The 14,229-nt window shown below is 71.8% G+C and carries 13 protein-coding genes and 2 tRNA genes; 13 read left to right on the forward strand and 2 right to left on the reverse strand.

Annotated features, from left to right (window positions below; all coding sequences use genetic code 11):
• Positions 1-16 precede the first annotated feature (16 nt).
• The 9 genes from recF to C7C46_RS04320 all read left to right on the forward strand — a co-directional run bounded on the left by recF (position 17) and on the right by C7C46_RS04320 (position 9,899).
• Complete coding sequence (gene recF, locus C7C46_RS04285) at positions 17-1,150, forward strand: DNA replication/repair protein RecF (RefSeq protein WP_110665829.1); 1,134 nt, start codon at positions 17-19, stop codon at positions 1,148-1,150.
• Positions 1,151-1,238: 88 nt separating this feature from the next.
• Positions 1,239-1,751: a DciA family protein gene (locus C7C46_RS04290; protein ID WP_110665831.1), complete on the forward strand. Its 513-nt coding sequence runs from the start codon at positions 1,239-1,241 to the stop codon at positions 1,749-1,751.
• 283 nt (positions 1,752-2,034) lie between these two features.
• Positions 2,035-4,035 (forward strand): DNA topoisomerase (ATP-hydrolyzing) subunit B, encoded by a 2,001-nt coding sequence (gene gyrB, locus C7C46_RS04295; RefSeq protein ID WP_181442186.1) that lies wholly within the window; start codon positions 2,035-2,037, stop codon positions 4,033-4,035.
• Positions 4,036-4,088: 53 nt separating this feature from the next.
• Positions 4,089-6,671 carry a DNA gyrase subunit A gene (gene gyrA, locus C7C46_RS04300; protein ID WP_110665833.1) on the forward strand — a complete coding sequence of 861 codons (2,583 nt, stop codon included), beginning with the start codon at positions 4,089-4,091 and terminating at the stop codon, positions 6,669-6,671.
• A 247-nt stretch (positions 6,672-6,918) separates the two neighbouring features.
• Positions 6,919-7,539, forward strand: coding sequence for a DUF3566 domain-containing protein (locus C7C46_RS04305; protein ID WP_181442187.1), 621 nt, complete (start codon positions 6,919-6,921; stop codon positions 7,537-7,539).
• Positions 7,540-7,763: 224 nt separating this feature from the next.
• Complete coding sequence (locus C7C46_RS04310; protein ID WP_110665837.1) at positions 7,764-9,167, forward strand: SAM-dependent methyltransferase; 1,404 nt, start codon at positions 7,764-7,766, stop codon at positions 9,165-9,167.
• Positions 9,168-9,183: 16 nt separating this feature from the next.
• Positions 9,184-9,257: transfer RNA gene (locus C7C46_RS04315), tRNA-Ile, on the forward strand.
• A 314-nt stretch (positions 9,258-9,571) separates the two neighbouring features.
• Positions 9,572-9,700 carry a DLW-39 family protein gene (locus tag C7C46_RS35800; protein ID WP_220040553.1) on the forward strand — a complete coding sequence of 43 codons (129 nt, stop codon included), beginning with the start codon at positions 9,572-9,574 and terminating at the stop codon, positions 9,698-9,700.
• Positions 9,701-9,826: 126 nt separating this feature from the next.
• Positions 9,827-9,899 (forward strand) — tRNA-Ala (locus tag C7C46_RS04320).
• 75 nt (positions 9,900-9,974) lie between these two features.
• Here C7C46_RS04320 and C7C46_RS04325 read toward each other — a convergent pair.
• Positions 9,975-10,745, reverse strand: a complete 771-nt coding sequence (locus tag C7C46_RS04325; RefSeq protein WP_110665838.1) for a DUF5324 family protein — start codon at positions 10,743-10,745, stop codon at positions 9,975-9,977.
• Between the two features lie 222 nt (positions 10,746-10,967).
• Here C7C46_RS04325 and C7C46_RS04330 point away from each other — a divergent pair, with 222 nt between their 5' ends.
• A complete protein-coding gene (locus tag C7C46_RS04330; protein WP_110665840.1) occupies positions 10,968-11,723 on the forward strand; it encodes a rhomboid family intramembrane serine protease in 756 nt (251 codons plus the stop codon).
• A 296-nt stretch (positions 11,724-12,019) separates the two neighbouring features.
• Here C7C46_RS04330 and crgA read toward each other — a convergent pair whose 3' ends face one another.
• Positions 12,020-12,271, reverse strand: coding sequence for a cell division protein CrgA (crgA, locus tag C7C46_RS04335; protein ID WP_110665842.1), 252 nt, complete (start codon positions 12,269-12,271; stop codon positions 12,020-12,022).
• A gap of 165 nt (positions 12,272-12,436) precedes the next feature.
• Between crgA and C7C46_RS04340 the strand changes: the two genes are divergently transcribed.
• The 3 genes from C7C46_RS04340 to C7C46_RS04345 all read left to right on the forward strand — a co-directional run bounded on the left by C7C46_RS04340 (position 12,437) and on the right by C7C46_RS04345 (position 14,229).
• Positions 12,437-13,219: a DUF881 domain-containing protein gene (locus tag C7C46_RS04340; RefSeq protein ID WP_110665843.1), complete on the forward strand. Its 783-nt coding sequence runs from the start codon at positions 12,437-12,439 to the stop codon at positions 13,217-13,219.
• A gap of 121 nt (positions 13,220-13,340) precedes the next feature.
• Complete coding sequence (locus C7C46_RS34780; RefSeq protein WP_181442188.1) at positions 13,341-13,514, forward strand: hypothetical protein; 174 nt, start codon at positions 13,341-13,343, stop codon at positions 13,512-13,514.
• 52 nt (positions 13,515-13,566) lie between these two features.
• Positions 13,567-14,229 carry an aminodeoxychorismate/anthranilate synthase component II gene (locus C7C46_RS04345; RefSeq protein ID WP_110665845.1) on the forward strand — a complete coding sequence of 221 codons (663 nt, stop codon included), beginning with the start codon at positions 13,567-13,569 and terminating at the stop codon, positions 14,227-14,229.

Raw genomic sequence — 14,229 nt, forward strand, 5'->3', positions numbered from 1 at the left:
GGCGCAGTACCTCCCCATGCATGTCGCGCACCTCTCGCTCGCCGACTTCCGCTCCTACGCCCGGGCCGAGGTTCCCCTCGACCCGGGCGTCACCGCGTTCGTGGGGCCCAACGGGCAGGGCAAGACCAACCTGGTCGAGGCGATCGGCTACCTGGCCACCCTGGGCAGCCACCGGGTGGCCACCGACGCCCCGCTGGTGCGCCAGGGCGCCGAGCGCGCGGTGGTCCGCGGTTCGGTCCAGGACCGCGGCCGGACCACCCTGGTCGAACTGGAGATCACCCCGGGCAAGGCCAACCGGGCCCGGATCAACCGCTCGGACAACGTCCGCCCGCGCGACGTGCTGGGCCTGCTGCGCACCGTGCTGTTCGCCCCCGAGGACCTGGCCCTGGTCAAGGGCGACCCGGGCGAGCGGCGGCGCTTCCTGGACGAGCTGCTGACCGCCCGGGCGCCCCGGCTGGCCGGGGTCCGCTCGGACTACGAGCGGGTGCTCAAGCAGCGCAACGCCCTGCTGAAGACCGCCGCGATGGCCCGCCGGGCCGGCGGCGGCAAGGGCGCCGACCTGTCCACCCTGGAGGTCTGGGACGGCCACCTGGCCCGGGCCGGCGCCGAGCTGACGGCCTTTCGGCTGCAGCTGGTGGCCGCCCTGCAGCCCCTGGTCGAGCAGGCCTACGAGCACCTGGCCCCGGGCGGCGGGCCGACCCGGCTGGAGTACCGCTCCTCCTTCGAGGGCGCGCTGCCGGGCAGCCGGGAGGAGGCCGAGAGCCAACTGCTGGAGGCGCTGCGCTCGGTGCGCAAGCAGGAGGTGGAGCGCGGGCTGACCCTGGTCGGCCCGCACCGGGACGAGCTCGGCCTGCTGCTGGGCCCGCTGCCCGCCAAGGGCTACGCCAGCCACGGCGAGTCCTGGTCCTTCGCGCTGGCGCTGCGGCTGGCCAGCTACGAGCTGCTGCGGGCCGACGGCGGCGAGCCGGTGCTGATCCTTGACGACGTCTTCGCCGAGCTGGACGCCAAGCGGCGCGACCAGCTGGCCGAGCTGGCGGCCGGCGGCGAGCAGGTGCTGGTCACCGCCGCGGTGCCGGAGGACGTGCCCAAGGCGCTGGCCGGGGTGCGGTACGCGGTCGGCGGCGGCGAGGTCACCCGGGTCGCGGGCTGATGGGCCGGGTGCTGTTGTGCCGGGTGCCGGGGAGCTCGGCGGGGGACGGCGTACTCTGGTGGGTCCGTCCACAGCCTGGGGATAAGAGATGAGCGACGAACAGCAGCTCTCGGGCGTCGACCTGGCCCGGGTCGCGCTGCGGGCGGCCAAGGAGCAGGCCCGCAGCCGCGGCGAGCAGGTCCGGGAGAAGCGCGAGGCGCGTCGGCACGGACTGCGCAGCGGGGCCCGGGCGGACGGCCGGGACCCGGTGCCGCTGGGGGCCGCGCTCAATCGTTTGATCACGGAGCGTGGCTGGGAGACGCCGGCCGCGGTGGCCGGCGTGATCGGCCGCTGGCCGCAGATCGTCGGCCCCGACATCAGTGCGCACTGCGTCCCGGAGCAGTTCGACGAGGCCGAGGCGGTGCTCACGGTGCGCTGCGACTCCACCGCCTGGGCCACTCAGTTGCGTTTGCTGGCAAGGCAGTTGGTGGCCCGGCTGAACCACGAGCTGGGGCACGGCACGGTGAAGGTGATCCGGGTGCTCGGTCCGGCCGCCCCGCAGCGCCGCTACGGCCGGCTGCGGGCTCCCGGCAGCCAGGGCCCGCGGGACACCTGGGGCTGAGCCGGAACCGGCTCCGACCCTTGACGGAGCGCGAACCTCCGGAACCGCTGACGGCCCTTGTGAGGCCGCTGAGCCCCCCAGGCGAGTATCGGGACATGTGCGGAGGGGATTCGGGGCGGTGAATCCGCCTTCAGGGCCTGCCAAAAGCCCATCTATGTCGGTCGTACCGGTAGACTGAGACGCAAATGCCGCTGCTTGCGGTAACTGAGTCGAAACGCCGTGGTCGCATGCCCTCCCCCACCGGGGTGGTGTGCGGCCCGCGCTGTGCCAGAGAGGGCGCTTCGTGGCCGATACCGGCGAGTCCAGCCAGTCCCCCGTCTCCACCGACCCGACCACCGGCAGGGCCTACGACGCCAGCGCCATCCAGGTGCTGGAGGGCCTCGACGCGGTCCGCAAGCGCCCCGGCATGTACATCGGTTCCACCGGTGAGCGCGGCCTGCACCACCTGGTGCAGGAGATCGTGGACAACTCCGTCGACGAGGCGTTGGCGGGGCACGCCGACACCATCGGCGTGACGATCCTGGCCGACGGCGGCGTGCGCGTGGTCGACAACGGCCGCGGCATCCCGGTCGGCATCATGCCGGGCCAGGACCGGCCCGCCGTCGAGGTCGTGCTGACCGTGCTGCACGCCGGCGGCAAGTTCGGCGGCGGCGGCTACGCGGTCTCCGGCGGTCTGCACGGCGTCGGCATCTCGGTGGTCAACGCGCTCTCCACCCGCCTGGCGGTGGAGATCCACACCGAGGGCCACCGGTGGACCCAGGACTACAAGATGGGCGCCCCGACCGCCGCGCTGGCCAAGCACGAGGCCACCGACCGGACCGGCACCAGCGTCACCTTCTGGGCCGACCCGGACATCTTCGAGACCACCGTCTACTCCTTCGAGACCCTCTCGCGCCGGTTCCAGGAGATGGCCTTCCTCAACAAGGGCCTGACCATCTCGCTGACCGACGAGCGGGCGGAGCACACCGACGACAAGGGCAAGCCGCTCTCCGTCACGTACCACTACGAGGGCGGCATCGCCGACTACGTGACGCACCTCAACTCCCGCAAGGGGGACGTGGTCCACCCGTCGGTGATCGACATCGAGGCGGAGGACAAGGAGAAGACGATCTCGGTGGAGATCGCCATGCAGTGGAACTCCTCGTACACCGAGAGTGTCTACTCCTTCGCCAACACCATCCACACGCACGGCGGCGGTACCCACGAGGAGGGCTTCCGGGCCGCGCTGACCGGCCTGGTCAACCGCTACGCGCGGGAGAAGAAGCTGCTCCGGGAGAAGGACGAGAACCTCTCCGGCGAGGACATCCGCGAGGGCCTGACCGCGATCATCTCGGTCAAGCTGGGCGAGCCGCAGTTCGAGGGCCAGACCAAGGACAAGCTCGGCAACACCGAGGCGAAGACCTTCGTCCAGCGGGTGGTGCACGAGCAGCTGAACGACTGGCTGGACCGCAACCCGAACGAGGCCGCGGACATCATCCGCAAGTCCATCACCGCGGCCACCGCGCGGATGGCGGCCCGCAAGGCGCGCGACCTGACCCGCCGCAAGGGCCTGCTGGAGAGCGCCTCGCTGCCGGGCAAGCTGAGCGACTGCCAGTCCAAGGACCCGGCCGAGTGCGAGATCTTCATCGTCGAGGGCGACTCGGCCGGCGGCTCGGCCAAGCAGGGCCGTGACCCGCGCGTCCAGGCGATCCTGCCGATCCGCGGCAAGATCCTGAACGTCGAGAAGGCCCGGGTCGACAAGGTGCTGCAGAACACCGAGGTCCAGGCGCTCATCTCGGCCTTCGGCTGCGGCATCCAGGAGGACTACGACGAGTCCAAGCTGCGGTACCACAAGATCGTCCTGATGGCCGACGCCGACGTCGACGGGCAGCACATCCGCACCCTGCTGCTGACCCTGCTCTTCCGCTTCATGCGGCCGCTGGTGGAGTCCGGATACGTGTACCTGGCGATGCCGCCGCTCTACAAGATCAAGTGGGGCAAGGACGACTTCGAGTACGTCTACTCCGACCGCGAGCGCGACGCCGTGATCGAGGCCGGGGTCGCGGCCGGGCGCCGGCTGCCCAAGGACGACGCGATCCAGCGCTTCAAGGGCCTGGGCGAGATGAACGCCGAGGAACTGCGGATCACCACCATGGACGCCGCGCACCGCCTGCTGCAGCAGATCACCCTGGAGGACGCGGCCCGGGCCGACGACCTCTTCTCGGTCCTGATGGGCGAGGACGTGGAGGCCCGCCGGTCCTTCATCCAGCGCAACGCCAAGGACGTCCGCTTCCTGGACGTGTGACGACCCCTCGTCAGCACATGTACCAGTCACGCGTGAAAGGAAACTGACCACCAGTGGTCGACGACAACCGTCCCGACGGCGAGCAGCCGGACGCCGGCTCCACCGACACCTTCGTCAGCCGGGTCGAGCCGATCGAGCTCGAGACCGAGATGCAGCGCTCCTACCTCGACTACGCGATGAGCGTGATCGTCAGCCGTGCGCTGCCCGAGGTCCGCGACGGCCTCAAGCCGGTGCACCGCCGGGTGCTGTACGCGATGTACGACGGCGGGTACCGGCCGGAGAAGGGCTACTACAAGTGCGCCCGCGTGGTCGGCGACGTGATGGGCAACTACCACCCGCACGGCGACACCTCCATCTACGACACCGTGGTGCGGCTGGCCCAGCCCTGGTCGCTGCGGCTACCGCTGGTCGACGGCAACGGCAACTTCGGCTCCCCGGGCAACGACCCGGCTGCGGCGATGCGCTACACCGAGTGCAAGATGGCGCCGCTCGCGATGGAGATGATGCGCGACATCGACGAGGAGACCGTCGACTTCGCCGCCAACTACGACGGCCGCTCGCAGGAGCCGACCGTCCTGCCCTCGCGCTTCCCCAACCTGCTGGTCAACGGCGCCACCGGGATCGCGGTCGGCATGGCCACCAACATCCCGCCGCACAACCTGCGCGAGGTGGCCTCCGGCGCGCTCTGGGCGCTGGAGCACCCGGACGCCTCCAACGAGGAGCTGCTGGAGGCGCTGATCGAGCGGATCAAGGGCCCGGACTTCCCGACCGGTGCACTGATCGTGGGCCGGCGCGGGATCGAGGAGGCCTACCGGACCGGCCGCGGCTCGATCACCATGCGCGCGGTGGTCGAGGTCGAGGAGATCCAGGGCCGCCAGTGCCTGGTGATCACCGAGCTGCCGTTCCAGGTCAACCCGGACAACCTGGCGCTGAAGATCGCCGACCTGGTCAAGGACGGCCGGGTGGCCGGCATCGCCGACGTGCGCGACGAGTCCTCCTCGCGCACCGGCCAGCGCCTGGTGATCGTGCTCAAGCGTGACGCGGTCGCCAAGGTGGTGCTGAACAACCTCTACAAGCACACCGACCTGCAGACCAACTTCGGTGCCAACATGCTGGCCCTGGTCGACGGGGTGCCGCGCACCCTGGCGCTGGACGCCTTCATCCGGCACTGGGTCAACCACCAGGTCGACGTGATCGTGCGCCGCACCCGGTTCCGGCTGCGCAAGGCCGAGGAGCGGGCGCACATCCTGCGCGCGCTGCTCAAGGCGCTGGACATGATCGACGCGGTGATCGCGCTGATCCGCGCCTCCGACTCGGCCGACGCCGCCCGCAGCGGCCTGATGGACCTGCTCACCATCGACGAGCTGCAGGCCAACGCGATCCTCGAGATGCAGCTGCGCCGGCTGGCCGCCCTGGAGCGGCAGCGGATCACCGACGAGCACGACGAGCTGCAGCGCAAGATCGACGAGTACAACGCGATCCTGGCCTCGCCGCCCCGGCAGCGGCAGATCATCTCCGAGGAGCTCACCGCGATCGTCGAGAAGTTCGGCGACGAGCGGCGCTCCACCCTGATCCCCTCGGACGGCGACCTGTCGATCGAGGACCTGATCGCGGAGGAGGACATCGTCGTCACGATCACCCGTGGCGGCTACGTCAAGCGGACCCGCTCCGACCTCTACCGCTCGCAGAAGCGCGGCGGCAAGGGGGTGCGCGGCGCCCAGCTCAAGCAGGACGACCTCGTGGACCACTTCTTCGTGACTACGACCCACAACTGGATCCTTTTCTTCACCAACAAGGGCCGGGTCTACCGGGCCAAGGGCTACGAGCTGCCGGACGCCGGCCGCGACGCCCGCGGCCAGCACGTGGCCAACCTGCTGGCCTTCCAGCCGGAGGAGCACATCACCCAGGTGATGGCGATCCGCACCTACGAGGACAAGCCCTACCTGGTGCTGGCCACCCGCGAGGGCCTGGTCAAGAAGTCGCACCTGAAGGACTACGACTCACCGCGCACGGGCGGGCTGATCGCGATCAACCTGCGCACCGACGAGAACGGCCGGGACGACGAGCTGATCGGCGCCGAGCTGGTCTCCGCCGAGGACGACCTGCTGCTGGTCTCCAAGAAGGCCCAGTCGATCCGGTTCACCGCCACCGACGAGGCGCTGCGCCCGATGAGCCGGGCCACCTCCGGCGTCAAGGGCATGGCCTTCCGCGAGGACGACGAGCTGCTGTCGATGAACGTGGTCCGCCCTGGCACCTTCGTCTTCACCGCGACCGACGGCGGCTACGCCAAGCGGACCCCGGTGGACGAGTACCGGGTGCAGGGCCGCGGCGGCTTCGGCACCAAGGCCGCGAAGATCGTCGAGGGCCGCGGTTCGCTGGTCGGCGCCCTGGTGGTCGAGGAGACCGACGAGATCATGGCGATCACGCTGTCGGGCGGCGTGATCCGGACCCGGGTTTCCGGAGTTCGTGAAACCGGACGTGACACCATGGGCGTCCAACTGATCAACCTCGGAAAGCGCGACGCGGTGGTGGGCATGGCCCGCAACGCGGAGGCGGAGGACGAGGAGGCGGTCGACGAGGGCACCGATGTGGCGGACGCCGCAGTGGACCCGTCCGACGCCGCTGACCAGGGCTGACGTACGTCCGGCAGCCGGTGCCCGGCCCGTTGGGGCCTGGCACCGGCTGCCCCGGTTTCGGGCTTCTCAGCTTGATGCCGCACAGTGGAGTGTCAACCGGGCCGCGGCCGCGACCCGGTGAGGAACTGCGGGAGGAACCAGAGTGAGTGGGACCACGGGTGCTGCGGGAGGTGCCGCACCGGGCGGTGCGCCGTACGGAGGGGTACCGCAGCCGCCTGCCGAGCACCCGGCTGCGTCCACCTCGCTGATGTCCGCGATGGACTCGACCGGCGGCTACGGCCAGCCGGCCCAGCCGCCGGTGCCCCCGCCGCCGGGCACTCCCCCGGCGGCCGGCTACTCGCAGCCGACCACCTACACCAAGGGGCAGCCCACGCCGCCGCGCGGCACCCGCACCGGGCCGGCCGGCCCTGGCGCGGCCACCGGCCCGGGCGCGCCGCGCCGGCCCGCGCAGCCCACCCCGGCTGCGGGCACCCCGGTCGGCGCCGCCGGCCGGATGCGCCGGGCCCGGCTGCGGATCACCCGGGCCGACCCGTGGTCGGTGATGAAGGTCAGCTTCCTGCTCTCGCTGGCCGTCGGGATCATCATGATCGTGGCCGCCGCGGTGCTGTGGACCACGCTGGACGCGATGGGTGTCTTCGACTCCATCGGCAAGACGCTCAAGGACGTCACCGGCTCCGGCGCCTCCGGCTCCGGCGGGGTCAACATCATGGACTACGTCGGCTTCGGCAAGGTACTCACCTTCACCGCGCTGATCGCGGTGGTGGACGTGGTGCTGCTGACCGCGCTGTCCACCCTGGCCGCCTTCATCTACAACGCGGCCGCGGGCTTCACCGGCGGGATCGAGCTGACCCTCACCGAGGAGGAGTGACCCCGGCCCACTGACGTGATGTCAGAAAGTACCCACGAGTTCTGCGGAACCCGGCATCAGCGGGCCCCTTCGGTTGTTTGATCGAAGGGGCCCGCTCCTGTCATTCGAGTGACAGCCGGTCCGGTCGCGGCGCGCCGCCGCTCCCGGGCCGCACGGTTGCGGATTGGCTGGAGCGGCCTGGCACGGCTACCGGCTCGGATCCCACTGGCTGCGCGGAGGTTCCCATGGCTCAGATCGCACCCCGGCTCGTCGGCGCGCTGGAGGAGTTGCTCGGCACTCGACTGCCGTTGCGCCTGCAGGCGTGGGACGGCAGTACCGCCGGGGCGCCGGACGCCCCGCTGCTGGTGCTGCGCAACCGCCGGGCGCTGCGGCGGCTGCTCTGGGCCCCGGGCGAGCTGGGTGCGGCCCGCGCCTACGTGGCCGGCGACCTGGACCTCGGCCCCGGCGAGGACCTCTACCGGGTGCTGGCCGCCGTCGCGCACTTCACCGAGTGCCCCGAGGTGCGCGCCCACCACCTGGGCCCCGCCGACCTGCTCGGGCCCGCCGGACGCCGCGCGCTCGCCGAACTGGCCCGGATCGGTGCGCTCGGCCCCAACCCCCCGCTGCCCCCGCAGGAGGCCCGCCCGCAGGGCCGGCTGCACAGTCGCACCCGGGACCGGGCCGCGATCAGCCACCACTACGACGTGGGCAACGAGTTCTACCGCCTGGTGCTCGGCCCCTCGATGGTCTACTCGTGCGCCTACTGGACCCCGCAGGGCCGCAGCCTGGAGGACGCCCAGGCCGCCAAGCTCGACCTGATCTGCCGCAAGCTGGGCCTGCGCCCCGAGATGCGCCTGCTGGACGTGGGCTGCGGCTGGGGCTCGCTGGTGCTGCACGCGGCCCAGCACCACGGGGTCCGGGCGGTCGGGGTGAGCATCTCCGCCGAGCAGGTGGCGCTGGCCCGCGAGCGGGTCGAGCAGGCCGGGCTGGCGGACCGGGTGGAGATCCGGCTGCAGGACTACCGGGAGGTCCAGGACGGGCCGTACGACGCGGTCTCCAGCGTCGGGATGGCCGAGCACGTCGGCGAGGAGCAGTACCGGGTCTACGCCGAGGGGCTGCACGCCCTGCTGGCCCCCGGCGGCCGGCTGCTCAACCACCAGATCGCCCGCCGCCCCGAGCGCCCCGGCGAGCCGCACGTGTCCAGCGCCTTCATCGACCGCTACGTCTTCCCGGACGGCGAGCTCTCCCCCGTCGGCAGCACCGTGTCCCGGCTCGAGGAGGCCGGCTTCGAGGTGCGCGACGTCGAGTCGCTGCGCGAGCACTACGCGCTGACCCTTCGTGAGTGGGTGGCCAACCTGGAGGCGAACTGGCCGCAGGCCGTCCGGCTGGTCGGCCGCGGCCGGGCCCGGGTCTGGCGGCTGTACATGGCCGCCTCGGCGCTCGCCTTCGAGGAGAACCGGATCGGCGTCAACCAGGTGCTGGCCGTGCGCCCCACCCCGCAGGGGGGCAGCCTGCTGCCCGCGACCCGCGAGCAGTGGCTGCTGGCGCGTGACGCGGACGGCTCCGGTGCCCCTGAGCTGCGCCTTGCGATCGGCGGGCCAGACGGGGTCGGGAGTATGGATTTGGGAGATCGGCCATCGGTCCGCTAATCTTTCAGTGCGGCAAGGGCCTATAGCTCAGACGGTTAGAGCGCTTCCCTGATAAGGAAGAGGCCACAGGTTCAAGTCCTGTTAGGCCCACCTGCGAGAGCGCCCCGGATGGTTCACCATCCGGGGCGTTTCTGTTTGGCGCGTCCGTCGCCGCCGGGCCGTTGGGCCTGCCGGGTGGTCCGCGTGGCGGGCGGCGGACCGTCAAAGCTGCTCCGGCTGCGGCAGGTTGGTCCGCTGTCGGCCGGTCTCGACCAGGACACGGGTGTGTATCATCGGCCGCAGGGCGGTTTGGCCGATCGACCGCCGGTTCATACGTGCACATCCGAGGGTTCGCCGCCCCGGGCCGATCGGTTCGGGACCCTTGCCGGCGAATCCCCCACTCCTGAGAAGGACGAGGTCCCGCGGTGAAGAAGCTCCTCCTGGTCGCCCTGGTCGCCCTCGGCGGCTTCTTTGTCTACCGTCAGGTGCAGGCCGACAAGGCCGAGCAGGACCTGTGGACCGAGGCGACCGACCCGATCCCGGCCGGCCGCTGACCCCCTCGGCCGGACGCTGACGGGAGGTCCGCCACGGGCCTCCCGGCGCCCGGCCGACACCGCTGCGCACGCCGCAGCGGCGGACCCGGTACGCTGTTCTTCCGACGGCGCCCGGTGTGCCGTCACGGGGCTTTAGCTCAGTTGGTAGAGCGCTGCCTTTGCAAGGCAGATGTCAGGAGTTCGAGTCTCCTAAGCTCCACAGCACGAACGGGACCCCGGACCAGTCACTGGTCCGGGGTCCCGTCGCATGCGCGGCCGGTGGCCGTAGGCGGGGCTAGTCGTCCTCCCGCTGCTCCTCCGCGGCCGGCTCGGTGGCCGGGCCGGTGCCGTTGAGCGGGGTGGTGGCGGCGGCGCTGCCCGGGGTGGTGGTATCCCGGCTCACCGGGTGGACCCGGTCGGGCGGGGTCTGCACCTCCGGCGGCTCGACCAGCCAGTCGGGCTCGCTGCTGCGGCGGCACCAGGCCCAGACCAGCACCCCGCTGCCGACCGCCAGGGTGCCGACTACCGCGAGGGCGGTGGCCAGCCGGGACCGGCGGGCGCGGCGGGCGTTGCGGGCGGCCAGCTTCTCGATCTCGGCCGCGCTGACGTGGCCGTGCAGCGCGGTGAAGGCGGCGGCGGAGCGGGCCTGGGCCTCCTGCACCACCGGCGCGGCGGCGGCGCGGGCGTCCTCCAGTGCGCCGGTCAGCCGGGGCAGTGCGTGGTCGGCCGAGAGCTTGGCGGCCAGCGCCGCCTCCTGGGCCCGGTGCACGGCCTTCAGGGTGCTCTGCTGGGTCCTGGGCGGCAGCGCGGCGAAGGCCTGCTCCACGTGCGGTGCCAGGTGCCTGGTGTACCCGACCCGGGCCGAGTGGGCGGCGTGCACGGTGCCTGCCTTGGCCTGCTCGGCCGCCGCCTCCAGTCGGGGCCCGAGCGCCTCCACGGCGGGGCCGAGGCGCTGGCGGGCCTCGGTGCCGTAGTGCGCGGCGGTCTCCTTGGCGGTGGCAGCGTAGGGCGCCAGCGTCTCCAGGGTCTTGCCGGCCGTCTCGCGTGCGGTATCCAAGCGGGTCACAGGGATCCTCCTCCTGGGGGCGTCCTTAGGCACTTATCCACCTGGTTCGAGATCATGCATCCCTAATTGTCCGTTCGCACCGCAGGCTGGGCCGTCTGCCAGCCGTCGTGTCGGGCCCGGGGTCGCGGCGTGCTGTGCGGGGCAGGTCACCGGCAGTAGCCTGGACGGTCCAGGGGCCCGGCTGGCGCCCCCGGCCCCTGTGCTGAGGAGAAGAGGCGCGTGATGGCCCAGGACCAGCCCGGAGGCGGCGAGCGCGCCACCCGGCCGCGGGTGCCCACCACCCCCTACGGCGGTCGGCTCACCGGTGACGGCGCGCTGGTCACCAAGGTGCTGATCGCCGCCAACGTGGTCGTCTTCCTGGCCGCCCACTACCTCTACCGGTCGATGGCGGGGGACGACTACCACGTCGGCAGCTGGGACATGTTCAGCGCGGTGGCCCCGGACGGCACCCGGTACGGCGTGGCCGCCGGGCCGGGCGGTTGGTACCGACTGCTGACCGGGATGTTCATGCACCAGGGCTGGGTCCACCTGGGCTCCAACATGCTCGCCCTGTGGTGGCTGGGGCCGGCGCTGGAGCGCGCGCTGGGCCGGCTGCGGTTCCTCGCGCTCTACCTGGTCAGCGGACTGGCCGGGAACGCCCTGGTGTTCCTGCTGAGCGGGGACGCGGCCCGCTCGGTGGGCGCCTCGGGGGCGGTCTTCGGGGTGTTCGGGGCCACCGCGGTGCTGCTGCGGGCGGCCCGGCAGCCGCTGGGCCCGGTGGTGGCGCTGATCGCCGTCAACCTGGTGATCACCTTCTCGGTGCCCGGGATCGACTGGCGGGCCCACGTCGGCGGGCTGGCGGCCGGGATGCTGACCGGGGCCGGCATGGTGCACGCGCCGCGGGCCAACCGGGACCTGGTGCAGGCCGGCACGGTGGTGCTGATGCTGGCGGTGGTGCTGGGCACCGTGCTGGTGGGGACGGCGCGGTTGGCCGGCTGAGCCGGCGGGGGTTTCGCACGGTTGTCCACAGTCTGCTGCGGACCGTGCACAGGCTGTGGGTCGGCGACGGGTCTACGCGTGTCCTGCTGCACTGTCCACGGCGGGGGACGCTGCAGGTGAGCGACTTGACGACAAGTTATCCACAGGGCGGGTCGACTTTTCCCCACTGTGGATAACCGTGTGGACAAGCTGATGGTATGACGGTGATGCAGGCGGGGGCGGGCCATGGGCAGCACGACGCACCGCCCCACCCGTGCTGCGGTGGGGCGGTGCGGAGGATCGCGGTCAGCGGTCCGTCACTTCCACTGGGTGGAGACGCCGAAGCCCGCGGCGATGAAGCCGAAGCCCACCAGGATGTTCCAGTTGCCCCAGCTCTGCACCGGCCAGCTGCCACTGGTCACGTAGTAGGTGACGATCCAGACCAGGCCGATCAGGAACAGGGCGAGCATCACCGGTGCCACCCAGGAGCGCCCAGAACTGATCTTGACCGCCGTCGCCGTGGCGGGCGGGGTGTAGTCGGACTTCTTGCGGAGTCGAGACTTCGGCACGAGGGGTTCTCCTGTCGATGCGCTGTGAGACCGCGCAGGGAGCAGCGGGCGGGTGGCTGTGGCGACCGGTCCTCCGTACGGGACGGACCTGGAAGGGTACTCCGCACATGCCACCGGCGTCCGTTAGCGTAGTGGCTCGCCGGGTCGGAAGGAGATAAGGGTACGGTGCCGAATTCCACGATTTCTGCGGCGCGCGACCCAGAGCCGGTGCCGAGCCGCCGCAGACCCACCCGAATTGTCGGACGTGCCCTGACCTGCACCGTCTTCGCACTGGCCGGCGTCCTCTTCTACGTCAGCGCGCACGCGGCCCGCGGCATCGACCTGCGCTCCGACAATTCACTGCTGCGGCTGAGCGACGTGATACAGCAGCGCAGCGACCAGAACCAGCAGACCCAGTCCGAGCTCTCCGACCTCCAGCAGAAGGCGGACCAGCTGGTCAAGCAGCAGGCCGGTACCCCGTCCGGCGGCGACCCGCTGGCCGCCCTGCGCGACCAGACCGGCCTGGACCCGCTGCAGGGCCCGGGCCTGACGGTGACCCTGAACGACGCCCCGCCCGGCGCCACCGCCAAGATCGCCGGGGTGCCCGAGCCCGGCGTCAACGACCTGGTGATCCACCAGCAGGACATCCAGGCCGTGGTCAACGCGCTCTGGCGGGGCGGCGCGGCCGGCGTCCAGGTGATGGACCAGCGGCTGATCTCCACCAGCGCGGTGCGCTGCGTCGGCAACACCCTGCTGCTCCAGGGCCGGGTCTACTCCCCGCCCTACGTGATCCGGGCGGTAGGCCGCACCGCCGACCTCAGGGCCGCGGTGGACGGGGACCCGTCGATCCACACCTACCTGCAGTACGTGGCGGCCTACGGGCTTGGCTGGAAGCTCCAGGAGAACGGCGAGCTGAACCTGCCCGGCTACACCGGCAGCACCGACCTGCACGCCGCCCAGGGCCAGTAGCCGGGCGCCCGGCGGTGGCACAGCGGCCGTCCGGGGAGCGGGAAAAGGCCCGCAGCCCCCGCCGGTCCCAGCTCGGCGGTCTACTCTGGTGCCGCAACGGGACCACCATCGAGGGAGCAGCATGTACAGCTGGATCTGGCGCCACCTGCCGGGGAACAGCCTGGTGCGGGCCGTCATCTCGCTGCTGCTGGTGATCGGCGCCGTGTACGTGCTGTTCCAGTACGTCTTCCCGTGGCTGGAACCGTTGCTCCCGTTCAGCGACGTCACAGTGGACAACGGCGGCGGCACCGGCTGAGCCCGCCCCCGACCGACCGCCCTGCTCCTTCGCACTCCCGGAGACAGCCCGTATGACCTCGCCCGCCGCCGCGCCGCGGATCCTCGTCGTGGACAACTACGACAGCTTCGTCTTCAACCTGGTCCAGTACCTCTACCAGCTCGGCGCCACCTGCGAGGTGGTCCGCAACGACGAGCTGACGGTGGACCAGGCCGCCCGGCGGGCCGGCGGCTCGGGCTACGACGGGGTGCTGCTCTCCCCCGGCCCCGGCACCCCCGAGGAGGCCGGGATCTGCGTGGAGATGGTCCGGCACTGCGCCGCGGCCGGGCTGCCGCTGTTCGGCGTCTGCCTGGGCCTGCAGTCCATCGCGGTGGCCTACGGCGCCGTGGTGGGCCGGGCGCCCGAGCTGCTGCACGGCAAGACCTCGCTGGTCACCCACGAGGACGGCGGCGTCTTCGCCGGCCTGCCCTCGCCGCTGACCGCCACCCGCTACCACTCGCTCGCGGTCGAGGAGCCCACCGTGCCGGCCGAGCTGCGGGTGACGGCGCGCACCGGGAGCGGCGTGATCATGGGCCTGCGCCACCGCGACCTGCCGGTGGAGGGCGTCCAGTTCCACCCGGAGTCGGTGCTCACCGAGGGCGGGCACCGGATGCTGGCCAACTGGCTCGCGGAGTGCGGCGACACCGGCGCGGTGGCGCGCTCGGCCGGGCTCGCCCCGGTGATCGGCCGGGGCTGA

This window comes from Streptomyces tateyamensis (assembly GCF_003205575.1).
In the GTDB taxonomy this organism is placed as follows: Bacteria; Actinomycetota; Actinomycetes; order Streptomycetales; family Streptomycetaceae; genus Kitasatospora; species Kitasatospora tateyamensis.